Raw genomic sequence first — 26992 nt, forward strand, 5'->3', positions numbered from 1 at the left:
GAGCGCAGGAACGGGGGAACGGCTCGCCGGTCGTCCCGGTTCCCTCTTCCTTTTCGATCGCTTACGATGTATACGGCGTTCACATTAGAGAGGAAATGTGAGCGATGTGAGCACTTAAGGATGTGTGACCCATGGCACAGACCGGCACGTACCATCACGGCGACCTGCGCGCCGCCTGCCTGCGCGCCGCCCGCGAGCTCCTGGAGGAGGACGGCAGCGCGGGCCTGTCGCTGCGCGCGGTCGCCCGTCGCGCCGGGGTGTCGGCCACCGCCCCCTACCGCCACTACGCCGATCGCGACGCGCTCGTCTCCGCCGTGGCCGCCGAGGGGTACCGCGAACTCGCCGAACACCTGGCGGGGGCCCATCCCTCGCCCTCGACGCCCGACGAACTCGCCGCGGTGGCCGTCGCCTACGTGCGGTTCGCGCTGGAGCACCCGGCCCTGTTCCGGGCGATGTTCGCCGAGCCCTGCGACCCGACCAGCGCGGAGCGGGTCGCCGCGACCGCCGCGATCTCGGAGTACGTCCGGGGCATCGTGCGGGCCACCTTCCCCGACGCGGACGCGGAAGCCCTGTCCACCACGGTGTGGGCCCTCGTCCACGGCCTGGCCTTCCTGCACCTCGACGGCAAGCTCGACGCCTCCACCCCCGAGGTGGTCGCCGCCCAGGTCACCGCCGCCGTCCAGGCGCTGTTCCACGCCGCCCCCACGATGTCCGGGACGGCGGCCGCCGCGCGGGCGGCGGTCTGAGCCGACGGCACCGGCCCGATCCCGGGACGCGCGCTCAGCGGCAGGCTAGGGAGCCGAAGGGCATCTCCTCCGCCATGGCCGGCCTGTGCGGCGGCGTGGGGTCGTGGGCCCCCGTGCCGCGCCTATCCCTGTTCGCCGCCGCCGGGGGACTCGTCGCGCAGCCGCCGGGAGCGCAGGACCAGGAGCATCTCGAACCGGCGGTCGGGGTCGTCGAGCACGTCGCCCCACAGTTCGCGGATCTGCCGCAGGCGGTAGCGGGCCGTCTGGGGGTGCACGCCGAGGCGGTGGGCGACCTCCGGGGCCCCGCCGGAGGTCTCGATCCAGGCGAGCAGCGTGTCGGCGAGGCGCCGCGCCTGGGCGGGGGCGACGTCGTTCAGGGGGGTCAGACAGCGCGCGGCCGCCGCGTCGATGAGCTCCCGGGAGGGAAGCAGGAGCAGTTCCTCGACGCGGTCCGTGCAGTGGTGCAGCCCGTCGTGGGGCAGCAGGCCGTCCTCGACCAGCCGGACGGCGGTCTCCGCCCAGCGCAGCGACTCCACCGCGGCGGCGAGCGGCACCGTCGGCCCGATCGCGCCGGACCATCCGGCCGTGGCCCGGCGGACGTGATCGGCGCGGCCGGCGACGTCCGGGTCCGGGACGACCACGCGGGGCTGCTCGCTCTCCATGTCGAGGAGGACGCCCCGGCCGAGGGCGGGGGCGACGGCCTCGCGCGCGGGCCGGATCAGGACGCCCACCGCGACGGTGGCCGGCAGCTCCCAGCCGATGCGCGCGGCGCGCTCCCCGAGGGCCTGGGCGGGGTCGGAGTGCCGGCCCGACAGCAGCCGGTCGATCAGCCGCCGCTGCAGGCGCAGGCGCTCCCCCTCCTGCCGGGCCATGGCCTCGGCGTAGCCGCGTACCGACTGCTCGACCAGGCCGTCCAGGTACTTGAAGCCGGCCTCGGCGAGTTCGTACATGGCGGGCGCCGCGATGTCGACCTGCTGGCCGATCTCGGCGAAGCGCCGCCAGGCGAGCCGGACGCCGAGGCGGTAGACGGCCTGGAGCGAATCGTGGCTGCGCCCCCTGAGCCCCTCCGCCCGGCCGAACTCCTGGAAGACCTCGTCGGGCACGCCCGGGTCGGCCTCCCCGGACAGGAGCTGCTGGACGAAGCCCTCGATGGCGCGCCGGATCCCGACGAGGGACTTCGGCTCGCCGGGCACCTCCTCCGCGGGGCGCAGGCTGGGGAACTCGTAGCGGATCGCGCGGAGGATCTCCCCCGCGAGCTCCGCCGACTCCGACAGCACGAGGGCGGCGAAGCGGTCCACCTTGGGCGGGGGCACGTCGCCCCAGACGATTCGCGTCATCGGCTCGCCGGGGCCGTGTCATAGGTGACCAGCGGCACGTTGGGCTGCTCGGGCACGGCGTCGAGCACGGCCACGATCCCGAAGGCGGCGCCCACGGCGAGCACCGAGGCGATCACGACGGTTGCTGTTGCGGCGATCAGTCTGCTCATTGTGTCGGGTCAGCTCCTCGTCGGAGGCGTCCCCACCCCGGCCCCCACAGCCGACCGACAGTGTTGACAGGACATTGACATCGCGTCAAGTGCTGCCTAGCGTCGTCGGCCACAAGGGCTTGACCGGGTCCTGAGGTCCGTGCGTCTCCGTGCGAGTTGTCCCACCAGGAGTCCCGGATGCGCCGTACCGCTTCACCACTGTCCCTGTTCCTGCTCGGAGCGGGGGTGTTCCTGCTGGTCCTGGCCCCCCTGCTGGTGTCCCACGTCCTGCCGGAGGCCAAGCGCACCCCGCTCGACGTCGACACGACGACCGTCTTCACGGGCAGCGGCAGCTACTTCGACACCAAAGCCCTGAAGACGGTGCACGACCGGCCGATCACCATCACGCGGCAGGTGCGCGGCGACGTCGCCGAGGGCGTGAAGAGCGGCAACGCCGTCTGGGACGTGTCCACGTCGGTCGACACCGACGCCACCCTGCCGGCCTCCGACACCCGGGACTCCCTCCAGTGGACCCTGGAGCGGTGGGTGACGGACCGTCGCACCAACGAGCCGGCGCACTGCTGCGGCGAGTCGCCCGTCTTCGACGGCGAGGCCTACCTGAAGTTCCCCTTCGACGTCGAGGAGCGCGACTACCGCTGGTGGGACGGCACGCTGGGCGCCGTCGTACCGCTCCGCTACGCGGGCCCCGGCACGGTGCAGGGGCACGAGGGGCTGCGCTTCACCGGCAGCGTCCCGCCCACCCGGACCGGCGTGCGCCAGGTGCCGGGCAAGCTGGTGGGCCTCCCGGAGCGGCCGCAGGTGCTCGCCGAGGAGTGGTACGCCAACGGCGGCATCGAGCTGATCGTGGACCGGCCCACCGGGCGGATCCTCTACGCGGCGATCGGACCCCGGAAGACCCTGCGCGCGCCCGAGTCCGACAAGGACGCCGTCGTGCTGCTGTCCAGCGGGAAGCTCGCGCTCACCGAGGCCACCCAGCGGCAGCAGGTGGGTCTCGCGGCGGCGGACGGCGACAAGCTGCGGCTGCTCGGCGGCACCCTTCCCCTGGGAGCGGGCGTGTTCGGAGGAGTACTCGCGCTGATCGGCGGAATTCTGGTGGCGCGGGGGCGAAATGTCCCAACCGCGCGCGGCTGACGCTCACTTGGTGACACATCGCCCCGTCTGAGCGGCGGTCAAGTTGTCATACCGGTGAGTAGCCCTGCGTCGATCACCTGCCGAAGACTGTCGTCCCCAACCACGCACGACCTCACCCCGGTCTCCCCTGCCCACCCTCTTTTCCGCTTCCGCCCCACCCCCACGGCCCTCTTTCCTCCTTCCCCGCCACCGGTGTCCCCGGCCCCGGTCTCCTCCCCGCCGAAGTCTCCTTCCCCGCCGAACGAGTGGGAGCGCACATGCCCCAGCACGTCCCTTCCCCACCGCTCGCGCCGGTCCCGCCGCCTCCCCACCAGCCCCTGGTCGGGACCGTGCAGACCCGCGCACGCCGGAGCGAACCGCCCCGGCGCATCGCCTTCCTCGCCCACCGAGGCCTGGGCAACCCCGCCGCGGGCGGTTCGGAAGTCCTGATCGACCAGATCGCCTCCGGACTGACCGGGGCCGGCCACGACGTGACGCTGCTGTGCGGCGGCGCGGCGGCGCCCCGCCCCTACCGCGTCGTGTCGGCCGGAGGCCCCTTCGGGCACTTCGCCGGCGCCCGGTCCGCCTTCGCCCGGCACGTCGGTTCGTGCGATCTGCTCGTCGAGGTGTGCAACGGGATGCCCTACCTGTCGCCGCTGTGGCACGACGGCCCGACCGTCTGCCTGGTCAACCACGTGCACACCGATCTGTGGGGGATGCGCTTCCCCCGGCCCGTCGCCCGTACGGGACGGCTGCTCGAACACTGGGCGCTCGCCCGGGCCCACCGGGGCAACCTCCTGGTCGCCGTGTCCCCCTCGACCGAGGAGGCGCTGCGCGCGATCGGGGTGCCGCCGGAGCGGATCCGGGTCGTGCACAACGGCGTCCACGAGCCCCCGCCCCGGACCCCCCGGTCGGCGACGCCCTTGTTCGTCGCGCTCGGCCGGCTCGTCGACTACAAGCGCATCGACCTCCTGCTGCGCCTGTGGGAGCGGGTCCGGCCGGTGACCGGCGGACGGCTCGTCGTCGTCGGCGACGGACCGGAACGCGACCGCCTCGAACGACTGGCGGGCGCCGGCGTCGAGTTCACCGGCCAGGTGTCCGAGGAGGAGAAGCACCGCCTGCTGTGCGCGGCGTGGCTGCTCCTGCACCCGGCGGCCGTCGAGGGCTGGGGGCTCGTCGTGACCGAGGCGGGCGCGCGCGGCACGCCGACCCTCGGGTTCGACGTGCCGGGGCTGCGCGACTCCGTCCGGGACGGCGTCACCGGCGTCCTGGCGCGCGGGGAGTCCTCCTTCGCCGCCGCCTGGTGCACGCTGGCCCTCGACACCACGGGCCGGGAGACCATGGGCGAGGCCGCCGCCCGGCACGCTGCCGCGTTCCGGTGGAGCGGTACGGTGCGCCGCTTCCGCGCCATCGCCTCGGAGGCGGTGGAACGCTCCCGGCCGCGCGGCCGGGGCGGGCCCCCGGAAGGCGCGCGCACGTGAGGGATCCGTCTTTCCGCCGTTCGCTGACGCTCTTCCGGGCCTTCCTGCGCGAGCAGGACGACCCGCACACCGCGTACGAGCTCCTGGCCCGGGACGCCGCCGACCAGATCGAACGCCACGTCCGGCTGGACGGCAGGATCGTCCTGGACGTCGGCGGCGGATCCGGCTACTTCACCAGGGAGTTCCGCCGCCGGGGCGCCCACGGCTACCTGTTCGAACCCGACCTCGCCGGACTGGCGTCCGATCGGAGGGCGGGGGCCGTCGTCGCGGACGGCTACCTGCTGCCGCTGGCCGACGGCACGGCCGACGTCTGCTTCTCCTCCAACGTCCTGGAACACGTGCGCGACCCCGGCACGTTCCTCAGCGAGCTGGTCCGGGTCACCCGGCCCGGCGGCCTGATCTACGTCTCGTTCACCAACTGGCTCTCGCCGTGGGGCGGCCACGAGTGGGCGCCCTGGCACTACCTGGGCGCCGAGCGCGCGCGGGCCCGCTACGAGCGGCGCACCGGCCGGCCGGCCAAGCACCGGCTGGGCGAGAACCTCTTCGCGATCGGCGTCGGCCCGACCCTGCGCCGCGTCAGGAACCGGGACGACGTCGAGATCGTCTCCGCGCGCTCGCGCTACTGGCCGGTGCTTCCCGGGGCCGTCACCCGGGTGCCGGTGCTCCGCGAGTTCGCGACGTGGAACCTCCTCCTCCTACTTCGGCGGTGCCCATGACCACCACGCTCCACGCCCGTCCGCCGGCCCCGCCCGGCCCCGAGACCGGCACGGCGCCGTCGCCGCCGCCGAGGGCGTCCCGGCGCTGGCTCCTCGGCTTCTGGGCGGCGGTCCTCCTCGCCTTCCTGGCGGTCTCACCGGGCCGGATGACGTTCGACACCAAACTGGGCGTCGTCACCGACCCGTGGAAGTTCCTCGGCGACCTGGGCCAGTTGTGGCACGACCGGGCCGGCTTCGGCGGCATCGCCGACCAGTACGTCGGCTATCTGATCCCGATGCTGCCCTTCCACGCCGCCGCCGACCTGGTGCGGCTGCCGGTCTGGCTGGCCGAGCGGCTCTGGCTCTCGATCGTGGTCACCACCGCCTTCTGGGGCGCCCTGCGCCTGGCCGAACGCCTCGGCGTCGGCGCGCACGGCCCGCGGCTCGTCGGCGCGGCCGCCTACGCGCTGTGGCCGACGTTCACCATCGTCGTCGGCTCCACGTCCGCCGCCGCCCTGCCCGGCGCGATGCTGCCGTGGGTGCTGCTGCCGCTCACCCGCGCGGAGACGAGCCCGCGGGTGGCCGCGGCGCGCTCCGCGCTGCTGATCCCGCTGATGGGCGGGGTGAACGCCGCGTCCACGCTGGCCTCGCTGCTGCCCGTCGGCCTGTACCTGCTGTCCCGCCCCCGGGGCCCCCGCAAGCGGGCCCTGATCGCCTGGTGGACGCCGTGCGTGATCCTCGCGACGTCCTGGTGGATCGTCCCGCTGCTGCTCCTGGGGGTGTACGGCGAGAACTTCATGCCGTACGTGGAGACCTCCTGGACGACCACGGGCACGATGTCGGCGACCGAGGTGCTGCGCGGCGCGGGGAACTGGGTGGGCTACCTGAACTTCGGCGAGCCGTGGCTGCCCGCCGGCTGGACCGTCGTCTCGTCGGCCCTCGTGGTGCTCTGCTCCGCGCTCGCCGCGGCGCTCGGCCTCGCGGGCCTGGCCCGCCGTGACCTGCCGGAGCGGCGCTGGCTGGTGCTGACCGTCGCCGTCACCGCGCTGATCACCCTCGCCGGGTACGGCGGCGCGTTCGGCGGCCCCTTCCACGCGACGGTGCAGGACTGGCTGGACGGGCCGCTGGTGCCGTTCCGGAACGTCTACAAGTTCCAGACGGGCCTCGCCCTCGCCCTGGTCCTCGGCCTCGTGCACCTCGCCTCCCGGGGCCTCCCCCGGTCGCTGCCGGCCCGGGCCCGCCGTCTCGGGCCCGTCGTGGTCGCCGTCCTCGTCCTGCCCGGCCTCGCCTGGCCGTACCTCAACGGCACGATCCTCCAGCCGGGGGCGTTCCGGAAGCTGCCCTCGCACTGGGAGGCGACCGCCGACTGGCTGGCCGAGCACGCCCCCGAGGACCGCGCCCTCGTCGTCCCGGCGACCGCGCACGGCATCCACGTCTGGGGCTCGACGATCGACCAGCCCCTGGACGTCCTCGCCCGCTCCCCCTGGGCGCAGCGCGACTACGTGCCGTTCGGCACCCCCGGCAACCGGCGCGCCCTGGACGCCGTCGAGCAGGCCCTGGCCTCCGGCGGCGAGGTGCCCGGGCTCGCCGCGTACCTGACCCGGGTGGGTCTGTACCACGTCGTCGTACGCAACGACCTCGACCCGGACCAGCTCGGGCACGTGCCCACGGCGACGGTGAAGCGGACCCTGGAGGCCTCCGGGTACCGCCGGATCACCGGCTTCGGCCCGCTCCTGACCGGCGGCCGCATCCCCGACGACACGCCCCTGCAGGTCGAGGGGCTCTATCCGCGCCAGCGCGCGGTCGAGATCTACGCGCCCCCGGAGGGCACGCCGCGTCCCGGCCCGGCCCGGACGACACCGGTGGCGGACCTGGCGGTGGTCAGCGGCGGACCGGAGTCCCTGCTGCCCCTGTCGGCGTCGGGCGCCGTGACCGGCCGGGCGACGGTCCTGGCCGGCGACGCCCACCCCGGCGCGGACGCCCCGGCGCTCTACGCGGCCGGCGACGGACTGCGCCGCGCCGACACCCGGTTCGGCCTGGTCAGCTCCGGCACGTCCCACACGTACGCCGAGGGGGAGCGCAACGCCGAGGGGGCGGTCCAGGACCCGGGAGCGGAGCCGCGCCAGATCCTGCCCGTCTCCGGCACGCGCCACCAGACCACCGCCGTCCTGCGGGGCGCGGAGTCGGTGACGGCCTCGTCGGTGGGCAACTGGCTGTTCCACCTGCCCCAGTACGACCCCGTCAACGCCTTCGACGGCGACCCGGAGACCGCCTGGGCCGAGGGCTCCCCCGGATCGCCCCGGGGCGAGTGGCTGCGGATCGCCTTCACCGGCCCGACCCCGGTCCCCGGGAGCCTCGACCTCACCCCGCTGCCCGGCAGCGAGGTGCGGGCCGCGCCCACGTCGGTGCGGATCGAGACCGACCGGGGCAGCCGGGTCAGCCCGCTCCGCCCCGACGGCAGCACCCAGCGGGTCGCCGCGCCGGAGGGCGAGGCGACGTGGCTGAAGGTGACGGTCCTCGCGTCCCAGCAGGGCCGCCCGGGGCTGACCGGCGCCGGGTTCTCCGAGGTCTCCGTGCCCGGCGTGCGGGTCACCCGGATGCTGCGGCTCCCGGACGACGCGCCGGGCGAGGTCACCGGCGCGGTGGCGTACTCGCTGAACCGCGGCAGCGATCCCGGCGGGCTGTCCGTCGCGCCCGCCGAGGTGGGGCTCCACCGGCAGTTCACGGCGGCCAGGTCCGGCGAGTACACCGTGCGGGCCTCCGCCCTGCCCGTACCGGGCAAGGAGCTCGACGACCTGCTGTTCGCCCTCACCGGCAAACGGGACAAGATCCTGGTGAGCGCGGACTCCACCGCCCGGCTCGGCACGAACCTGAGCCCGCGCAACCTGACGGACGGCGACCTGACCACCGCGTGGGTCGCCGGCGACCGGCCGGTGCTCCGGCTGTCCTGGCCGGAGAAGACCTCCGTCGGCGAGATCGTCCTCGCCGCGGCCGGCGGCCTGGCGAGCCGGCCGGAGCAGATCCGGATCAGCTCGCCCGACGGCGCCGCCATCGCGTCCGTCGACGAGAACGGGATCGCGCGGTTCTCCCCCGTCGTCACCGACCGGATGGACATCACGATCTCCCGCGTCGCGCCGCTGACCCTGCACAACCCGGTGGCGGACGCGCAGTTGCAGCTGCCGGTGGGCCTGAGCGAGCTGTACGTCCCGGCCCTCGCCGCGTACCGGGCGCCGCAGCCGGACCCGGAGAAGAGGTTCACGCTGCCGTGCGGGAAGGGCCCGGTCCTCTCGGTCGACGGCCGGTTCCTGGAGACCCGGGCCGAGGGCCGGATCGGGGACCTGACGCAGCGCCGCCCGATCGCCGTCTCCCCGTGCGCCGAGGGCGGCCGGGTCTCCCTGGAGCGCGGCACCCGCACCGTCGAGGCCGGTGACACCGGTCCCCTCGCGATCACCCGCGTCGACCTGGCGAACGGCGAGGCGCCGGCCGCCTCCGCCGCGCCCCGGACGGTGGAGGTCGTGTCCGGCGGCGGCGACCGGCGCGTCCTGCGGGTGGGCGCGGGCGAGGCCGCCTACCTCCAGCTCCACGAGAACCACAACGCGGGCTGGAAGGCCGAGCTCGACGGGCGGGAGCTGCGGCCGCTGCGCGTCGACGGCTGGCAGCAGGCCTGGCTCGTCCCCGCCGGCGCGGGCGGCTCGGTGACGCTGGTGTACGAGCCCTCCCGCGTGTACGAGGCGGGGCTGGCCGTCGCCGGGGTGCTGCTCCTGGTGCTCACCGGACTCGCGCTCGCCGGTCGCCGGGGCCGCTCCGTACCGGCGCAGAACGGGGTGGAGGAGGAACCGCCCGCGCCCGGCCCGCTGCTCGGCACGGTCGTGCTGACCCTGGTGGGCGTGGTGATCGCGGGACCGTGGGCGCTGCTCGTGCCCGTGCTCGCCGTGGTCGCCCGGCTGCGTCCGGCCCTGCTCGGCCCCCTCGCCCTCGTGGCGATGACCGGGGCCGGGATCGCCGCCCTGACGGGCAGCGGCGAACCGACCGCCCTGGGCCGGGGGGCGTACGGGCCGATCGCCCAACTCCTGGCCCTGGTCGCGCTGTTCGCGGCGCTCGTCACCGTGCGCGGCGAGCGCGTCCCCCGGGGCGGCACGCACCGCGCCGGGACGGCGCCCCGGCCGCCGTCCGAAGGACGGGAGGCGCCCGGCGGGCGGGAGACGTCCGGGCCTGCGGGCCGGGACGCCGGGGGTCCGTGGCCGCCCGACCGGCCGGGACGCGCCGGGGAAGGGAGGCGCTGATGGCCACCGGACAGCGGGCGGAGGTCTTCGGACCGGCCCCGGACCGCGAGCCGCCGCGCGTGCCGTTCCCGGTCGCGGACGAGATCGCCCGGCACTGTGCCGACGCGCGCGAGCCGAACACCGTGCACCTGGAGATCCACCTGCCGGGCCGGATCGAGCCGGACCGGCTGCGCGAGGCGTTCGGCCGGGCGCTGGCCCGGCACCCGAGGGCGCTGATGCGGGAGCGGCGGCGCGGGCCGTTCGCACGGCGCTACGAGTGGGAGCTGACGGACCGTCCCCGGGCGGACGTGGTGCTCTTCCCGCCGTGCGCGCCCGGAGCGCTCGCGCGGGCCCGGGAGCGGGCCCTCGCCGTGGCCCCGTCGCTGCTCGCCGCGCCGCCGCTGCGTCTCGAAGTGGTGGAGGAGCCCGGTTCCGACGGGTGCGTCCTGGTCCTCGCCGTGCACCACACGGCGCTCGACGGGCCCGCCTGCCTGCGGATCGTCGCGACCGCCGCGGAGATCTACGGCGGTTCCACCGCGCAGCCCGTCGCCCCGCCGGCCCGTCCGCCGGCGGGGCCCGTGCCCCGGCCCGCGGGGTCGTGGGCGGCGGTGGCGCGGGTCGCGCCGGGAAGCCCGCAGGGCGCTCCGGGGAACGCGCTGCTGGTCACCGAACTGCCGGTGCCCCGGCGCGCCCCGGGCGCCTCGCACACCGTCAACGACCAGCTGATGGTCGCCACGGCCCTGACGGTCGCCGACTGGAACCGCCGCCGGGGGGCGCCCGAGCGGCCGCTGCGCGTCACGATGCCGGTCGACGACCGGACCCGGGGGCCCGCGATGCCGATCGGCAACGGCACCCGTCTCGTCGAAGTCGGCTTCTTTCCGGCCGAGTTGGCGGCCGGGACGGACATCGGCGCCCTGCTGCGGACCACGGCCGAGCGCACCCGCGCCCTCAAGGCGGTCGTCCGGCCGCCCCTGGGGCGCGGGGCCGCGCTGCTCGCCTCGCCGGTCCTCCCGGTCGCCGCCCGGGCGGCGCTGACGCGGGGCGTGCGCCGCCTCGCGGCCCCGTGGATCTCGACGACGCTGCTCAGCAACCTCGGCCGGATCCCCTACCCGTTCGACTTCGGCGAGGCGGGCCGGGCGCAGGCGGTCTGGATGTCGGCACCGGCCGCGATGCCGCGTGGTCTGACGTTCACCACGGCTTCGACCGGCGGCCGGCTCCATCTGGCGCTGCGCTGGTCGCGGACCCTGCTGGGCGACGAGGACGGGGCACTGCTGTGCGAGATGTTCACCGAACGGCTGGCGGCGACCGACGCGGAGGCACTGTGAGCGGCCCGAACGGCGTGACGACCGGCGCGGAGACACCGCACGCCGCCGACCCCACCGGCCCTGCCGACCCCACCGGCCCCACCGACCCCGCCGACCCCGCCGGCCTCGCCGACTCCACCGGCCCCACCGGCCCCGGCGGGCCGCCGGGGTTGCGGGACTTCTACGAGAACCCGGCCGTCCCGGTGGCCTCCGGGGACGCCCGGAGCCGCCGCCAGGCCCGCCTGCTGGCGGGAGCGCTCGACCGGCCCGGCGCGCTCGTCCTCGACGTCGGCTGCGGCGACGGCACCGCGGCCGCCGTCGCGGGGCCGATCCTCGCCGGGCACCGGATCGTGGGGGTCGACTGGTCCCACGACGCGCTGCGCCGCGCCCGGCCGCGCCTTTCCCACGTCGTGCGCGGCGAACTGGACGGCGGCGGGCTGCCGTTCGCCGACGGGTGCGCGGACGCCGTGCTGTTCAGCGAGGTCATCGAGCACCTCGTCGACCCGGACCGGGCCATGGACGAGCTGCGGCGCGTCCTGCGGCCGGGCGGCCACCTGATGCTCTCCACTCCGAACCTCGCGGCCTGGTACAACCGCGCGCTGCTGCTCGCCGGGCGGCAGCCGGTGTTCTCCGAGGTGAGCCTCCGGGGCATCCACGGGCGTCCCGGTACGGAAGTGGTGGGGCACCTGCGGCTGTTCACGGCACGGGCGCTGCGCTCGTTCCTGCGGTCGGCCGGTTTCGAGGACGTGCGCGTCTCCGCCGCGCCGTTCCACGGCGTACCGCGCGGACTGCGCCTGATCGACCGCGCCGCGTGCGCGGTGCCCTCGGCGGCGTCCATCCTCCTGGCGCACGCCCGGCGGAGGTAGCGCCCGTGTGGTGGGGCGTGGGCGCGGCGCTGATCGCCAACCTCCTCTACAGCGTCGGCTTCGTCCTGGAGAAGCGGGCGCTCGGCGGGCTGCCCGCGCTCTCCGCCGGGCGGCCGGTGCGCGTGGTCGTCACGCTGGTGACCAGTCCGCTGTGGCTGGTCGGCGCGCTGGCGCTGGCCGCCGGTTTCGCCGCCCAGCTGGTCGTCTACCGGACGCTGCCGATCGCCGCCGCGCAGGGCATCTTCGTCTCCGGTCTCGTCCTGCTCCTGCTGCTCTCGTCCGCCGTCCTCGGCGAGCGGCCCACGGGCCGGGAGCGCCACGCGCTCGGCGCGGTGCTCGTGGCGCTCCTGATGGTCGTGGCGTCGGTGCGCGAGAGGGACGAGGTCGTGGGCGGGGAGGCGCCGTGGGGCCTGGTCCTGGCGGTGTCCGTCCCGACGCTCGCGGCGGGAGTGGCGCTCTACGCGCAGGTCGAGCGGCGGGCGCGGCGCCGCCACCGGGTGCCGACCAACGGCATCGGGTACGGCGTGGCCGTGGGCCTGCTGTACGGCGTCAGCTCGCTCGCCGTCAAGGGAGCGGCAGGCAGGCTCACGGACGGCGGGGCGGGCGAGGTGGCACGTGCCCTGCTCGGCTCGCCCTACCCGTACCTGCTGCTGTTCACCGCCGTCGCCGGGCTCGTCATGTCGCAGACGGCGCTCCAGCGGTGCCGCGCGTCCCTGATCGTGCCCGTCTGCACGACGGTGACGGCCCTGTTCACGGCGGTGGTGGGGACGCCGGTCTTCGGGGAGAGGCTCCCGGACGATCCGCTGCCGCTGTTCCTCCGCGTGGCGGGGACGGCACTGGCCCTGTCGGTGCTGCTCGCCATGCCCCGCCACGATCCCCCGTCCCCGGCGCGCGCGGCGCGGCGCCGGGACCGGACCTGTCCACCACCGAACAGCGAGGATCCCCATGGACACCGACGAGACCCTGCTGCGCATCCTGGCCTGCCCCCTCGACAAGGGGCCGCTCACCCTGCCCCCGGGCCGGGACGCGCTCTATAACCCCCGGCTGCGCCTGCGCTACCCGATCGTGGACGGCATTCCGCAGCTGCTCCCGTCCTCCGGCCTGCGCGTCTCGGCCGAGGAGCACGAGCGGTACGCGGGTGCGGCGGAGGGCTGAGCGGCCCGGGAGCGAACGGCGCACTCCGTGGATCGTCCTCCAATCCACCCGCCCGGCGGCTGCGAAGTACGGGTGAATCGCGTCGCGGTCGCGGCGTGTCGGGTGGCGGGAGATTCGTGTGGAACGACGCAAGGTGGCAGTGGTCGGCGCCGGGGTGGCGGGGCTGACCGCCGCTTACGTCCTGTCCTCGTCGCGCGAGGTCACCCTGTACGAGGCGGACGGACGGCTCGGCGGTCACGCCCACACCCGGGAACTGGCCGGACGCGGAGGCCGGACGGTGGCCGTGGACTCCGGGTTCATCGTGCACAACGAGCGCACCTACCCCACCCTGCTGCGGCTCTTCGGCGAGCTCGGCGTCAGCACGCAGGACACCGAGATGAGCATGTCGGTGCGGTGCGACGGCTGCGCGCTGGAGTACGCGGGTGCCCGCGGACCCGGCGGGCTGTTCGCCTCGCGCGCCGCCCTGCGCGGCCGCCACCTGCGCCTGCTCGCCGAGGTCCCCCTCTTCCACCGCGCCGCCCGGCGCCTGCTGGCCCGGGGCGGGCATCCGGGCGCCACGTTCGGGGACTTCCTGCGCGACAACGGCTTCTCCCCCTATTTCGTCGGCCACTTCGCGCTCCCGCTGGTGTCGGCGGTGTGGTCCTGCCCGGCCCGCACCGCCCTCGCCCACCCGGCCGCCTACCTCTTCGCGTTCCTCGACCACCACGGCCTGCTGTCCGTCACCGGGTCCCCGCGGTGGAAGACCGTCACCGGGGGCTCGGCCGCCTACGTGGAGGCCGCCGCCAAGCACGTCCAGCGCGTCCGCACCGCCAGCCCCGTCGAGGCCGTCCGGCGCACCGGGCGCGGCGCCCTCGTCACCACCCGGGACGGCGCCACCGAGACGTACGACGCCGTCGTCGTCGCCACCCATCCCGACCAGGCGCTGCGGATGCTCGCCGACGCGACCCCCGACGAACGGCGGGTGCTCGGCGCCTTCACGTACTCCCGCAACCCCACCGTGCTGCACACCGACACCTCCGTCCTGCCCCGCTCGCCGCGCGCCCGGGCGTCCTGGAACTACCACCTGACCGGCTGTGACCCCTCCGCCGATCCGGTGCGGGTCAGCTACGACATGCGGCGTCTGCAACGCCTGCCGGCCGGGGCCGAATACGTCGTCACCCTCGGCGGCGACGATCTCGTCGCCCCGGACCGGGTGGTGGAACGGATGGTGTACGAACACCCCGTCTACACGCCCGCCTCGGTCGCGGCCCAGAAGGAACTCCCCGGTCTGAACACCGGGGTGACGGCGTACGCGGGCGCGTGGCACGGCTGGGGGTTCCACGAGGACGGCTGCCGCTCCGGAGTGCTCGCCGCCCGGGCCCTGGGGGTGCGGTGGTGACCCCCACCGGCACCGGTCCGGCGACGCCCGCCCTGTACGAGTGCGTGGTCGCCCACGCGCGCACCGCGCCGCTGCGCCACTCCTTCCGGCACCACACCTACCTGTGGTGCGTGGACCTCGACGCCCTGCCGGTGCTGCCCGCCCCGGTCCGGCCGCTGGCCCGGTTCGACGCCCGCGACCACTTCACCGGCCGCGCCGGGTCGATCCGGGCGGACCTCGACGCGTACCTGGCCGGCCAGGGCGTCGACCTGGGCGGGGGACGCGTCGTGATGCTCGCGCACGCGCGCGTGCTCGGCTTCGTCTTCAATCCGCTGAGCGTGTACTGGTGCCACGACGCGACCGGCGCCCCGGTGTGCGTGGTGGCCGAGGTCCACAACACGTACGGGCAGCGGCACTGCTACCTGCTCCGGCCCGACGGCGAGGGGACCGCCGAGGCGGACAAGGCCTTCTACGTCTCCCCGTTCTTCGCCGTCGAGGGCCGCTACCGGATGCGGTTGCCGACGCCCGACGAGGAACTGCGCCTGACGGTGGAGCTGCGGACCGCGGACGGCCGCCCGTTCACCGCGACCGTACGGGGCCGCCGGCGTCCCGCCACCACCGCGGCCCTGCTGGGGTGCGCGGTGCGCAGGCCGTGGTCGACCGCCGCCGTGTGGGCCGGGATCCGCCGCCACGGCGTCCGCCTGTGGCTGCGCGGCCTGCCCGTACAGCCCCGTCCCGGGACCGGTCCGCCGTCCCCGCCGTGCGGTCGGCCGACCGCCCGCACGCGCTGACCCCACCGCACTTCCCCGCAGAAGGACACACCGCTGTGAACCCTCCCTCCCCGGTCTTCCCCGATCGCGCCCATGCTCCGGGGCGCGCCGTGTGCGTGCCGGTCCAGCCCGGTCCGGCCGCGGCCGTTCGCGTCGGCGCGGCCGCGGACCCCGTGGACGCGGGCCGCTGGCCCGACGTGGCCCGGCCGCCGAAGGCGCGGCCCGGCCGGACGGCCCTCGCCCGGTACCTGGTGCGCGGAGCGCTGAAAAACCTGTCGCTCCTCGCGCCCGACGACGGGGACGCGGACCCCGCCGCACCGGCCCCTCCCCGGCTGGTGCTCCACGACCCGGACGCCTTCTACCGCAGGATCGGCGGCGACGGCCTGATCGGCTTCGGCGAGTCCTACATGGCCGGGGAGTGGGACAGCGACGACCTGCCCGAGGTTCTGACCCGGCTCGCCGCGCACGCCGACGACCTGGTGCCCGCCCCGCTGCGCCGACTGCGCTCCCTGTGGGTGGCGGCCCGGCCCGCCGCCGACCGCAACACCCCCGACGGGGCACGGGAGAACGTCCACCGGCACTACGACCTGTCGAACGAGCTGTTCGCCACCTTCCTCGACCCGACCCTCACCTACTCCTCCGCCGTGTTCCCCGCCTTCCCCGCCCGCTTCGCGTCCCTGCGGGACGCCCAGCACCGCAAGATCGACCGGCTCCTGGACCTCGCCCGGGTCGGCGCGGACACGCGGCTCCTGGAGATCGGCACCGGCTGGGGCGAACTCGCCCTGCGCGCCGCGGCCCGGGGCGCGCGGGTCACCACCCTCACCCTCTCCTCCGAGCAGGCCGACCTCGCACGCGCGCGCGTGCGGGAGGCCGGCCTGGCCGACCGGGTCGACATCCGGCTGTGCGACTACCGGGACGCCGAGGGCCGTTACGACGCCGTCGTCAGCGTCGAGATGATCGAGGCGGTCGGGGCCGAGTACTGGCCCTCCTACTTCCGGACGCTGCGCGACGCGCTCGCCCCCGGCGGCAGGGTCGCCCTCCAGGCCATCACGATGGGCCACCGGCAGATGCTGCACACCGCGGCCACCCACACGTGGATCAGCAAGTACGTCTTCCCCGGCGGGCTGATCCCCTCCCGCGAGGCCATCGACGCGCACTCCGCCGCCGCCGGGCTGCGCACCGTCGCCGACAACGGCTACGGCCCGCACTACGCGGAGACCCTGCGCCTGTGGCGGGAGCGATTCACCGCCCGGCGGGACGACGTCGCCGCCCTCGGCTTCGACGCCGTCTTCCGCCGCATGTGGGAGCTGTACCTCGCCTATTCGGAAGCCGGCTTCCGCTCCGGCTACCTCGACGTCCGCCAGCTCCTCCTGACCGAAGGGACCCCCCGATGAGGCCCGCCGCCGACCGTCTCGCCGAACTGCTCGGCCACTTCGTCACCGGTCCGTCGCCGGTACGGCTGCGCGCCTGGGACGGCAGCACGGCCGGTCCCGCCGACGCGCCCCTCGTCTCGCTCCGCTCCCCCGCCGCCCTGCGCCGCCTGCTGTGGCAGCCGGGCGAGCTGGGGCTGGCGGAGGCGTACGTCACCGGGGAGCTCGACGTCGAGGGGGACCTCGCGTCGGCCCTGTCCCGGGCCGGCCGTGCCGTCCGCGAGCAGGGGACCGTCCGGCCGGGTCCGGCCGGGCTGGCGGCGGCCGGGGCCCTGGCCGTGGGCCTGGGCGCGGCCGGGCCGCCGCCGCGCCGCCCCGACGGCCGCGCCCGCCTCGGCGGACGGCTGCACACCACGGGCCGCGACCGGGCCGCGATCAGCCACCACTACGACCTCTCCAACGACTTCTACGCCCTGCTGCTCGACGAGTCGATGGCGTACTCGTGCGGGTACTGGACCCGTCCCGACGACCCCTCCTACGGTCTGGCCGACGCCCAGCGGGACAAGCTGGAGCTGATCTGCCGCAAGCTCGGCCTGCGCGCCGGGGACCGGCTCCTCGACGTCGGCTGCGGCTGGGGCTCGCTCGCCGTGCACGCCGCCCGCGAGCACAAGGTCCGCGTCACCGCCGTCACCCTCTCCCGCGCCCAGCGGGACTTCGTGGCCGACCGGTGCGTGCGCGAGGGCGTGGCCGGGCTCGTGGACGTCGAGTTCGGGCACTGGCGCCACATCGACACGGCGGGCTTCGACGCGGCGTCCACCGTCGAGATGGGCGAGCACGTCGGCGACGCCGAGTACCCGGAGTTCGGGGCGAAGCTGTACGGCGCGCTGCGCCCCGGCGGACGGCTGTTCGTGCAGCAGATGTCCCGGGGCGCGCACGCGCCGGGCGGAGGGCCGTTCATCGAGACCTACATCGCCCCCGACATGCACATGCGTCCGGTCGGCAGGACCGTGGACGTGCTGGAGTCCGCCGGTTTCGAGGCCCGGCACGTCGAGTCCGTCCGCGAGCACTACACGCGGACCATCGACGCCTGGCGCGACCGGCTCGAATCCGGGTGGCCCCGGTTCGAGGCGCTCGTCGGCACGACGACCTGCCGCGTCTGGCGCCTCTATCTGGCCGGTGCCTCCCTCGCGTTCTCGGAGCGGCGCATGGGCGTCGACCAGATCCTCGCCGTCCGCCCCACCCGTGAGGGCGGTGCGGGCGTGCCGTCCACGCCCGCCGCCTGGTACGGACCGGACGGACGGCCGTGAGCGCGCCCGACTGGAGCGCGCTCGTCCCCTGCCTCCTCGCCACGGCCGCCGCGGCGGTGGCGGTCCTGCTCGTCACGTTCGCCGTCGCCGTCCGCCGGGGCCTGCACCGGATCGTGGACGTCGCCTGGGGCCTCGCCTTCGCCGCCGTCGCCGTCGTCGCCTTCGTGCTGTCCGACGGGCACGGCGACGACGGGCGGCGGCTGCTGGTCACCGCGGCCACCGTCGTCTGGGGGCTGCGGCTCTCGCTGCACATCGCCCACCGCTCCCGGGGTCACGGCGAGGACCCGCGCTACGCCGAACTCCTCGACAAGGCGCCGGGGAACCGCACCCGGTACGCGCTGCGGACCGTGTACCTCTCGCAGGCGGGCCTCGTCTGGCTGATCTCGCTGCCGGTCCAGCTCGCCGCGCACAGCCCTTCGCCACTGGGCCCGCTCGACGCCGTCGCGACGGCCGTGTGGGCGGCCGGGCTGGTCTTCGAGGCCGTCGGCGACCGCCAGCTGGCCCGCTTCAAGGCCGATCCCGCGCACCGCGGCCGCATCATGGACCGGGGGCTGTGGGCGTGGACCCGGCACCCGAACTACTTCGGCGACGCCCTCGTCTGGTGGGGGCTGTACCTCCTGGCCTGCACCACCTGGCAGACGGCCCTGGCCGGGCTCGTCTCCCCCGTCGTCATGACCCTGCTGCTGACCGTCGGCAGCGGCAAGCGGCTGCTGGAGAAGCACATGGCCGACCGCCCCGGCTACGCCGCGTACGCCGCCCGGACCAGCGGTTTCCTGCCCAGGCCGCCGCGCCGTGGCCCGTCGCGGCACAGGAGGTGACGCCCTCACGGCACGAGGACGTCGTCGCCGTACAGCGCCTGGGCCCAGTTGGACTGGTAGATCGTGTCGAGGTAGCGCTCGCCGAGGTCCGGGGCGATGGCGACGGCGGTGGTGCCCCGGGTGCCGTGGCGGGCGAGCCAGCCGGTCGCGCCGCTGACGACCGTGCCGGTGGAGCCGCCGAAGAGGAATCCGCGCCGGGCGAGCATCCGGCAGGTGCGGACGGTGTCCGCCTCCTCGACGGACACCGCCTCGTCCACGTACGCCTCGTCGAGCAGCGGCGGCTTCATGCTCATGCCGAGGCCGGGGATCATCCGGCGTCCCGGGGCGCCGCCGAAGACGGCGGAGCCGACGCTGTCCACGGCGACGATGCGCACGGACGGGTTCCAGGCGCGGAAGAACCGCGCGCAGCCCATCAGCGTCCCCGTGGTGCCGACCCCGACGAAGAGGGTGTCGAGCTGCGGGAACGCGCGGGCGATGGCGGGCGCCGTCCTGCGGTAGTGGGCCTTCCAGTTGTTCGGGTTGGTGTACTGGCCGAGCCACACGCACCGGTCGTCGGAGGCGCACAGGGCGCGGACGAGGGCGAGCCGGGCGCCGAGGAGGCTGCCGCTGCCCGCCTCGTCGGAGACGACGTGCACGTCGCTCCCCAGCGCCTCCATCATCTGGCGGGCGGTCAGGTTGCAGTGGGAGTCGGTGACGCAGAGGAAGCGGTAGCCCTTGCCGGCCGCGATCATGCTCAGCGCGACGCCGAGGTTGCCCGAGGACGACTCGACGAGGATCGAGTCGTCGGTGAGGAGCCCGCTCCGTTCGGCGGCCTCCACCATCTCGGTCGCCGCCTTCAGCTTGATGGAACCGGCGAAGTTGAAGCCCTCGCACTTGAGGAACAGCGGGTGCCCGGTCGTCGGCCCGAGGTCGACGTACAGGTCCTCCTCGTTGAAGGCCTCCGGGACGGATATGACGGTCACGGTGCTCTCCTTCTCGTGGTCGGACCGTCCGGCCGGGGGCCCGGCGGGACGGGGCCGCCTCATCCGTAGCGGTTCAGTTCGTCGAAGAAGCGGTCGACGAGCAGCAGCCCGCCGGACCGGGCCACCTCGTCGTACACGTACTTGCCGACCGCGAGGTCGAGGACGCCCAGGCCGAAGGGCGAGAAGATCACGGGCCGGTCGGGCGGTGGCGTCACGCGTCCGGCCATGACGTCGTCGAGCGTGCCGTGGAGGAAGGCCCGGTCGCCGGTGAGCCGTTCCGTGAGGTGGGGCGAGGTCGACTCCCGGAGGACGTGCTCGACGTCGTCGACGATGTTGGTCGCGGACAGCAGGACCCGGGGGTCGAGGTCGCGCAGCGAGATGTGCAGCACGAGCGGGTTGTGGTCGAACCACGAGGGCTCGGTGACGTGCGGCCGGGCGGCGACGGTCGCGAAGACCACCAGGTCGCTGCTGCGGATGAGCGTCTCGGCGTCGTGGTGCACGGTGACGGGACCGGTGTTCCCCGTCTGCTCCAGGTAGAGCCGGAAGCCGGCCGCGCTCTCCGCCGACAGGTCGTGGACGCCGGTGTGTTCGAACGTCCAGCCGGTGCCGGCGAGATAGGTGTGGACGTAACGGGCGATCAGTCCGGTGCCGACGAAGCCGACGCGGGTGGGCCTCGGCCGGCCCCGGCTGAGCCGGTCGGCCGCCGCCGCGGCGGACGCGGCGGTCCTGGCGGCGCTGATGACCGAGCTCTCCATGCAGGCGAAGGGGTAGCCGGTGGCGGGGTCGTTGAGGATGAGGACGGCCGAGGCCCTGGGGAGGCCCGAGCGCACGTTCGCGGGGAAGCTCGCGATCCACTTGAGCCCGTCCACCCGGGTCCCCTCCCCTCCCAGGGAGGCGGCGAGGGCGATGATGCGCGAGGCGGGCCGGTCGGTGAACCGCAGGAAGGAGGAGGGCGGGTTGACGGTCCGCCCGGCGGCGTGCAGCCGGTAGGTCGCTTCGACGACCTCCGTCACGTCGGCCTCCCGGCCGTGGAGCACTTCCTTGACCTGCCGCCCGGGGACGACGGCGAACGGCGGTACGACGGGTGCGGCGACGGTGGCGGTCATGCCCCGGCCCTCCTCGGCGACCGGCCCGGGGACTGCGGGTCGACCGGGTCGATCGGGTCGGCCATGGCCACCAGGACGTCGCGCGGCCCGGTGTAGGCCTCCCGGCTGTGGGCGGTGCGCAGGTTGTCGACGACCATCAGGTCGCCGGCCCGCCACGGCCTGCGGACCGTCGCCCCGTCGTAGGCCTCGTTGATCCGCTCGACCACGTCGCGCGGCACCGGATCGCCGCCGCCGTAGCGCGTGGTGAAGGGCAGGCCCCCGGAGCCGTACTCCTCGATCAGGAACTCCCGCACCTCGGGGGCCAGGGTCCATTCGCTCAGGAAGGCGATCTGGTTGAACCAGCAGCGCCGGCCGTCGGCCGGATGCCGTACCACCGCGCCGCGCCGCTGGCGCGTGCGCAGCGTTCCGTCAGGCTGCCACGCGGTCTCGATGTCGTGGGCCCCGCAGTACGCGTCGACGGCTCCCCGGTCCTCGGTGCCGAACGCCTGGGACAGGGTGGCGCCGATCTCGCCGTTGTAGGAGCGTTCGAGCAGCCAGCCCTCCTCCTCGAAGCGCTCGACCAGGGACGCGGGAAGGGCGTCGAGGACGTCGGCGGCGTCGGCGAGGGCGGTGGCCCCGCCGTCGGCCGGCGGCTCCAGGCAGGCGAAGAACAGCAGCCCGGGGCAGCGGCGCGCGTAGCTCAGCTCGTGGTGCATGCACATCGGCTGGTTGGCGGGCCAGACGGCCGACGAGTAGACGCCTTCGCCGCGCGTCTCCCGGGCGGCGAAGCCCTCCGTCTCCCTCAGGGGGCGGCCGGCCACCTTCCGGACGGCCGCCTCGACGTCGGCCGGGCCGCGCAGGTCCAGTCCGCCGACGAGGACCGCGCCGTGGGCGGCGACCAGATCGCGCAGCTCCTTCCGGTGGGCATCGGTCCAGGCGGCCGGGTCCGGGGGCGCCTGGCTTTCGCGGATCGTCATGGGTTCCGGTGTCTGCTGCTTGCGGAACAGTGCGGACAGCATGTCGCTTCTCTCCCTCACTACGGGGTCACGGGGTCGCGGGGGTCCGTTCGTCGATCAGGGCGGCCAGGTCGGCCAGGACGGGACGGGCCGTCAGGTCGCGCGGGGAGACGGCCCGGTCCAGGGCGACGGCCAGGCGGACGGCGGACAGGGAGGTGCCGCCGAGGTCGAAGAAGTCGTCCCGGCGGCCGATGCCGTCGGCCGGTACGTCCAGGACGCGCGCCCAGGCCGCGGCGAGCCGCCGCTCGGTCGGCGTACGGGCCGGGCGGTGCCCGCCGCCGTCGGACCGGCCGGGGTCCCGGGCGAGGGTGCCGAGGGCCGCGCGGTCGGTCTTGCCGTTGGCCGTGCGCGGCAGGGACTTCCGCCAGTGCGCGGCGGACGGGACCATGTACGCGGGCAGCAGCTCGCCGAGCCCCCGGAGCAGTACGTCCTCGGCCACGGGGCGCGGTCCGGTGCAGAACGCCACCAGCTGCCGTGCGTGGGCCTCCTCGCCGGTGACGACGACGGCGCCGTCGCGGACGCCGGGAAGGCGCAGCAGGGCGCTCTCGACCTCGCCGATCTCGACGCGGAACCCGCGGATCTTCACCTGGGCGTCGCGGCGGCCGTGGAACTCCAGCTTTCCTCCCGGCAGCCAGCGGCCGAAGTCGCCGCCCCGGTAGAGCCGTCGGCCGGGACGGCGCGGATCGGGGAGGTACGCCTCCCGGGTGCGCTCCGGGTCGTTCACATAGCCGCGGCTCACGCAGACCCCGGAGAAGACGATGGCTCCGGGGGCGCCGAGCGGCACCGGGGTCAGGTTGTCGTCGACCACGTGGATCCGCACGTTGGCCACGGGCCGGCCCAGCGGTATCCGGTCGCCGTCCGGCACGCCCGTCAGCACCTCGTGGTTGGTGTCGTCCGACGTCTCCGTCAGGCCGTACGCGTTGACCAGCGGGATCCCGGGCAGCGCGGCGAACCAGCGCCGGACGAGCCCCTTGCGCAGCGCCTCCCCGGTGACCGACACGCGGCGCAGGCCGGGCGGCCGGCGGGGTGCGCGCTCCAGCGCGGAGAGCAGGACGTCGAGGTACGAGGGGACGACCTGGAGCACCGTGACGCGGCCGTCGGTGACGGTGTCGAGGAACGCGGCGGCGTCGAGGACGGCCTCCTGCCCGACGAGGAGCGTCCGTCCCCCGGCCAGCGGCCCGGCGAGGAGCTGCCAGAGCGAGATGTCGAAGCACTGGGAGGCGGTCTGGGCCACGACGTCGTCCTCGCCGATGCCGAGGTCCTCGACCTTCGCCAGGAGGTGGTTGAGCATCCCGGCGTGTTCGCACAGGACGCCCTTCGGCTCGCCGGTGGATCCGGAGGTGAAGTAGACGTAGGCCAGTTGGTCCGCCGCCACCGGGACGGCGGGGTCGTCGGCGCGGGCGGCGCCCTCGGCGACGGCGGGGACGGGGAGCGTGCGCGTTCCGGAGCGGGTGCCGAGGGCGCGGTCGAGGTTCCGGGAGGCGTCGGGCTGGGCGAGGACGAGGTCGCAGTCCGCGCGGGCGAGCATCGCGGCGATGCGTCCGGGCGGGTGGTGGGGGTCGACGGGCAGATAGGCGCCGCCGGCCTTGAGGACGGCGATCACCGCCGCCATCCAGTGCGGCGTGCGTTCGGTGACCACGGCGACGACATCCTCGGGCTCCAGTCCTTCGGAGAGCAGGGCGCGGGCCAGCCGGTTGGCCCGCTCGTTCAGCTCGCGATAGGTCCAGCGCGTGTCCCGGTGTTCGACCGCGACGGCGTCGGGCCGCTCGCGCGCCCGTTCCTCGAACAGTTCGTGGAAGCGGCGGTCCGGCAGCGGCCGGTCGGGGCCGGCGAGTTCCTCGGTCTGGAAGCGGATCTCCTCGGCGGACAGCAGGGTGCCGTGCTCGTGGCGTTCCTCGGGGGCGGCGGCGATCCGTTCGAGGGCGCGGAGGTGGTAGCCGCCGATGCGGGCGGCCGCGCCGCCGTCGAGGACGTCGGTGCGGTGGCGCAGGCGCAGGACGCGGGGGGCGTCCTCGGAGACGCTCACGTACAGGGCGGTGCCGTCCGGAGCGGCTCCGTCCCCGTACGGGTCGAACACGACCTCGGGCGGGGTCTCGGGGAACGCGTCGGCTCCCGGGCGCCCCGGGCGGGACAGGAGGCGGAGCGCGTCGTGGGCGTCCGTCACCAGGCGGTGCCAGGTGCCGGGCCGGACGACCAGCCGGCAGGGCGCCGGGCGGGAGGCTCCCGGGAGCAGGTACCCGGTCGTGACCTCGGTGTCGGCGGACAGGACGGCGAGCACCTTCGCGTGGGCGGCCAGGAGGACCGCCGCGACCGGCACCCCGAACTCGTCGGCGCGGGCCCGCAGCGCGGCGGCCAGCCGGGCGGGGAGGACGGTCCCGGTGTGCTCCGCGGTGCCCGGCACCGGGTCGGGGGCCCACCGGGGCAGGGTCGTGTACGCGGGGAGGCCGGGGGTTTCCGCGCGCGGCGCGCCCGCGACGGTCGCGTCCCTCATCGTCGTGTCCGTGGTCGTCGTGTCCGTGGTCGTCGTGTCCGTCATCGTCGTTCGCCTCCGTGGGCGTCGTGCTCGGGGACCGCCGGTCGCGCGGGGTTCCCCGACCAGCGGTCGTGGGCGGGGACCGTCTCGCCCTTCATCAGGAAGCAGTCCGCCGCCAGGTGGGCGCCGTCGCCGACCGTGGCGCCGTAGTGGACGAGGGCGCCCACGCCGAGCGTGCAGCCGGAACCGATCCGGCTGGCGTCGGACTTGAAGGTGCCGTCCTCTTGCGAGTGGCACTGGACGACGCTGCCCGCGTTCAGGGTGCAGCCGTCCCCGATGGTGACCATGGACCGCTCGGTCAGGCCGCAGCCGTCGTCGAACACCGAGGCGCCGATCCGGACGCCGAGCAGCCGCCATACGAGGGGCTTGAACGGGGTGCCGTTCAGGGCCTGCAGGTACGTCTCCGCCGGGACCTTCCAGTACCGCTCGCGCCGCCAGAAGCGGACGTCGTAGATCGAGCAGAAGAGCGGCCCGAGCGGGTGGACCGCCGTGACCAGGCGCTCGACCAGCACGGAGTACAGGACGGTGAACGGCAGCAGAGCGACGTTGGCGAGGGCGACGGCCGTGACGCCCCACTGGGCGTACAGGTCGGCCGCCGCCGCGTAGAGGAGCGTGACGCCGAAGAAGTAGAGCCAGCCGGTGAGCAGGAACCAGGCCATGGTGGCGGCGTTGTGCCGGTTCTTGGCGCGCAGGCCGCGACGCAGCCCGTCGCCCCGGGTGAGGTCGTCGAAGGCGCCGTCCCGCGCCACCGAGCGGGGGATCTCGAAGCTCGGCGATCCGAGGAGGCCCACGTCGTGCCGGAGCGGGCCGTGGACGGGGACCATGACCTTGGTCGCCAGGAGGCAGTTGTCGCCGGTCCTGCCCCCGGAGGGGTAGGCGATCCTGTTGCCGAGGAAGTTGTGCGCGCCGATCGCGGCGCGGGTCACGCGGAAGGACGTGCTCGAGTACGCGGCGTTCATGAGCGACAGGCCGTCCGCGACCATGGTGCCCCGGCCCACGGAGCTGAGCAGGGGGCTCTCGTGCTTGACCGCGGTGCCGAAGTTCGAGCCGGTCTGCTCGGCGGTGGACAGGTCGTAACCGATCCAGCGCAGGTAGTGGACCACGGCGGAGCTGTCGCCGAACAGGCGCGTCATGAACCTCCTGTTGGTCAGCAGGGCGACCGTCCGGTGGGCCGCGTGGTGGACGCCGTACAGGGGGTAGACCCGGCCGGGGGTCACGAGCCGGCCGAGGACGCGGGGGACGACGGCCAGCGCGATCAGGGCGACCGGAACGGCGCCGAAGAAGACGACGCCCGTCACGAGGAGCAGGTCGGCGTAGAAGACCCAGTCGGCGAGCGCGGCGGGCCCCGGTTCGAGCAGCGTCGTCAGCTGCGGGGCCTTCGCCAGCAGGACGTCCAGGCAGCCCACGGCGAGCGGCGCGAGGACCAGCAGCGCGAGGACGATCTGGGCGGCGGCGTGGGCCGCGCGCCGTGCCGTGCCGCAGCGGGCCGGGGCCACGGCCAGGAAGTCGGCGTCCGTCGGCTGTCCCGGGGAGCCGTGCCAGTGCTCGCCGTCGGGCACGTGCTGGCCGGGGTGCAGCGAGGACGCGTGCCCGAGCTGTGCCCCGTCGCCCATCGAGGTGCGGATGTCGAGGACCGTGGCCTCGCTGACGACCACGTCGCGCCCGAGGACGACCGGGCCCGTCTCGATCGCGGCGTCGTGGGCGCGGTAGCAGCCGAGCAGGACGTCCTTGCGGATGACCGTGCGGTCGCCGACCGTCAGCAGGTCGGTGCAGACGGGAACGCCGCGGGCGAGGACGGTCACGCCCCGTCCGATGTGCGCGCCGAGGGCCCTGAGGTAGAGGACGTAGAGCGGGGAGCCGACGGACAGGACCATCGGATTCGTCCGTATCAGCGTCTTGACCAGCCAGAACCGGACGTACGCGAGGCTCCAGACCGGGATCCGGCACGGCTTCCAGCGGCCGACGAGAACCCATTTCGCGGCGATCGGCAGGGTGCACAGGAGCAGCAGGGCCGCGGCGCCGAAGACGACCGACCTCAGGTAGTCGTCCCAGAGGCCGGTGCCGGCGAAGATCCAGTCGTAGCCGCGGGCGGTGACGAGGGCGAGGAGGAAGGCGTAGCCGGCGAAGCACAGCAGTTGCAACGCGCCGCACAGCACCTGGCGCCGGTGTCCCGGCGGGGGCGCGGGGCCGGGCGGGCGGGCCCCGGTGGCGGGAACGGCGGCGGGGGCTGCGGCGGCGGGGGCCGGCCGGTCGGCTTCGAGGGCGGTGCTCAGGCTTCTGATCGTCGGATGCCGGTAGACGTCTCGCATCGACACGTCGGGAAGGCCGTCCTGCTTCCTCACCCGTGCGCAGAAGTGCGCCATGACCAGGGAGTCCGTGCCCAGTTCGTCGAAGAAGTGGCTGTCGGGGGGCACGTCGTCCAGGTGGGCGACGTCCGCGAGCAGCCGGGCCAGCTCCCGCTGCGTTCCGGTGGCCGCGCGGTTCTCGGCGTCGAGCGACTTCTGCGTCATGAGGGGGCTCCCCGGGGGCGGCTGCCGTGCGATGGGGTTCGGGTCGACCGGCCCGTGCGGCGGGGCGGTCTTCGACGGATGTCGTACAGGTGATTCGTTGCCGTCCCCCGGAGCGACGAAGATCCCTGCGAACTTCTCGCCCTCCCTCGCCCTCCCTCG

General features: G+C 75.0%; 20 protein-coding genes and 1 pseudogene. 14 read left to right on the forward strand and 7 right to left on the reverse strand.

Translation table 11 applies throughout. The features are described from left to right. Positions 1-131: 131 nt before the first annotated feature. Positions 132-746, forward strand: a complete 615-nt coding sequence (locus ACIQD7_RS08620) for a TetR/AcrR family transcriptional regulator (RefSeq protein WP_402440724.1) — start codon at positions 132-134, stop codon at positions 744-746. A 122-nt stretch (positions 747-868) separates the two neighbouring features. Here ACIQD7_RS08620 and ACIQD7_RS08625 read toward each other — a convergent pair whose 3' ends face one another. Together ACIQD7_RS08625 and ACIQD7_RS08630 are read right to left on the reverse strand one after the other, a co-directional pair. Then, positions 869-2083 carry a CdaR family transcriptional regulator gene (locus ACIQD7_RS08625; protein ID WP_121831315.1) on the reverse strand — a complete coding sequence of 405 codons (1215 nt, stop codon included), beginning with the start codon at positions 2081-2083 and terminating at the stop codon, positions 869-871. After that, the gene (locus ACIQD7_RS08630; RefSeq protein ID WP_163013872.1) at positions 2080-2232 is read right to left on the reverse strand and encodes a hypothetical protein; all 153 of its coding nucleotides are present in this window, start codon (positions 2230-2232) and stop codon (positions 2080-2082) included. The genes ACIQD7_RS08625 and ACIQD7_RS08630 overlap by 4 nt, the downstream gene beginning before the upstream one ends. A gap of 177 nt (positions 2233-2409) precedes the next feature. Between ACIQD7_RS08630 and ACIQD7_RS08635 the strand changes: the two are divergent. From ACIQD7_RS08635 to ACIQD7_RS08695, 13 genes and pseudogenes are all read left to right on the forward strand, one after another. Beyond that, a pseudogene (locus ACIQD7_RS08635) lies at positions 2410-3394 on the forward strand (DUF3068 domain-containing protein). A 226-nt stretch (positions 3395-3620) separates the two neighbouring features. Further along, positions 3621-4823, forward strand: a complete 1203-nt coding sequence (locus tag ACIQD7_RS08640) for a glycosyltransferase family 4 protein (RefSeq protein WP_402440727.1) — start codon at positions 3621-3623, stop codon at positions 4821-4823. Beyond that, entirely contained in the window at positions 4820-5539 is a 720-nt protein-coding gene (locus tag ACIQD7_RS08645) for a class I SAM-dependent methyltransferase (protein ID WP_402440729.1), read from the forward strand. The genes ACIQD7_RS08640 and ACIQD7_RS08645 overlap by 4 nt, the downstream gene beginning before the upstream one ends. Next, positions 5536-9801: an alpha-(1->3)-arabinofuranosyltransferase family protein gene (locus tag ACIQD7_RS08650; protein WP_402440731.1), complete on the forward strand. Its 4266-nt coding sequence runs from the start codon at positions 5536-5538 to the stop codon at positions 9799-9801. Before ACIQD7_RS08645 ends, ACIQD7_RS08650 begins: the two co-directional genes overlap by 4 nt. Next, positions 9801-11105, forward strand: coding sequence for a condensation protein (locus ACIQD7_RS08655; protein WP_402440733.1), 1305 nt, complete (start codon positions 9801-9803; stop codon positions 11103-11105). The genes ACIQD7_RS08650 and ACIQD7_RS08655 overlap by 1 nt, the downstream gene beginning before the upstream one ends. Positions 11106-11254: 149 nt before the next feature. After that, positions 11255-11950, forward strand: coding sequence for a class I SAM-dependent methyltransferase (locus ACIQD7_RS08660; RefSeq protein ID WP_121833867.1), 696 nt, complete (start codon positions 11255-11257; stop codon positions 11948-11950). Between the two features lie 5 nt (positions 11951-11955). Then, complete coding sequence (locus tag ACIQD7_RS08665) at positions 11956-12987, forward strand: hypothetical protein (RefSeq protein WP_402440735.1); 1032 nt, start codon at positions 11956-11958, stop codon at positions 12985-12987. Continuing rightward, a complete protein-coding gene (locus tag ACIQD7_RS08670; protein WP_121833869.1) occupies positions 12896-13105 on the forward strand; it encodes a Trm112 family protein in 210 nt (69 codons plus the stop codon). The genes ACIQD7_RS08665 and ACIQD7_RS08670 overlap by 92 nt, the downstream gene beginning before the upstream one ends. A 118-nt stretch (positions 13106-13223) precedes the next feature. Then, positions 13224-14483, forward strand: coding sequence for an NAD(P)/FAD-dependent oxidoreductase (locus tag ACIQD7_RS08675; RefSeq protein WP_402440738.1), 1260 nt, complete (start codon positions 13224-13226; stop codon positions 14481-14483). Further along, complete coding sequence (locus tag ACIQD7_RS08680; RefSeq protein WP_402440740.1) at positions 14477-15253, forward strand: DUF1365 domain-containing protein; 777 nt, start codon at positions 14477-14479, stop codon at positions 15251-15253. Before ACIQD7_RS08675 ends, ACIQD7_RS08680 begins: the two co-directional genes overlap by 7 nt. Before the next feature lie 95 nt (positions 15254-15348). Then, complete coding sequence (locus ACIQD7_RS08685) at positions 15349-16626, forward strand: class I SAM-dependent methyltransferase (RefSeq protein ID WP_402441380.1); 1278 nt, start codon at positions 15349-15351, stop codon at positions 16624-16626. Beyond that, positions 16623-17909, forward strand: coding sequence for a class I SAM-dependent methyltransferase (locus tag ACIQD7_RS08690; protein ID WP_402440742.1), 1287 nt, complete (start codon positions 16623-16625; stop codon positions 17907-17909). Before ACIQD7_RS08685 ends, ACIQD7_RS08690 begins: the two co-directional genes overlap by 4 nt. Beyond that, complete coding sequence (locus ACIQD7_RS08695; RefSeq protein WP_402440744.1) at positions 17906-18727, forward strand: DUF1295 domain-containing protein; 822 nt, start codon at positions 17906-17908, stop codon at positions 18725-18727. The genes ACIQD7_RS08690 and ACIQD7_RS08695 overlap by 4 nt, the downstream gene beginning before the upstream one ends. 5 nt (positions 18728-18732) lie before the next feature. Here the strand turns inward: ACIQD7_RS08695 and sbnA are convergent, their stop codons facing one another. Genes sbnA through ACIQD7_RS08720 form a run of 5 tightly spaced genes read right to left on the reverse strand, consistent with a single transcriptional unit; the run spans position 18733 to position 26833 of the window. Next, positions 18733-19689, reverse strand: a complete 957-nt coding sequence (gene sbnA / locus ACIQD7_RS08700) for a 2,3-diaminopropionate biosynthesis protein SbnA (protein ID WP_402440746.1) — start codon at positions 19687-19689, stop codon at positions 18733-18735. Positions 19690-19748: 59 nt separating this feature from the next. Further along, positions 19749-20795, reverse strand: coding sequence for a 2,3-diaminopropionate biosynthesis protein SbnB (sbnB, locus tag ACIQD7_RS08705; RefSeq protein WP_402440748.1), 1047 nt, complete (start codon positions 20793-20795; stop codon positions 19749-19751). Beyond that, positions 20792-21793: a TauD/TfdA family dioxygenase gene (locus tag ACIQD7_RS08710; RefSeq protein WP_402440750.1), complete on the reverse strand. Its 1002-nt coding sequence runs from the start codon at positions 21791-21793 to the stop codon at positions 20792-20794. Before ACIQD7_RS08710 ends, sbnB begins: the two co-directional genes overlap by 4 nt. A gap of 25 nt (positions 21794-21818) precedes the next feature. After that, complete coding sequence (locus tag ACIQD7_RS08715) at positions 21819-24281, reverse strand: amino acid adenylation domain-containing protein (RefSeq protein ID WP_402441381.1); 2463 nt, start codon at positions 24279-24281, stop codon at positions 21819-21821. A gap of 41 nt (positions 24282-24322) precedes the next feature. After that, positions 24323-26833 (reverse strand): Pls/PosA family non-ribosomal peptide synthetase, encoded by a 2511-nt coding sequence (locus ACIQD7_RS08720; protein WP_402440752.1) that lies wholly within the window; start codon positions 26831-26833, stop codon positions 24323-24325. Positions 26834-26992: the final 159 nt, after the last annotated feature.

The sequence above is a fragment of the Streptomyces sp. NPDC093071 genome, assembly GCF_044754545.1.
Classification (GTDB): Bacteria; Actinomycetota; Actinomycetes; order Streptomycetales; family Streptomycetaceae; genus Streptomyces.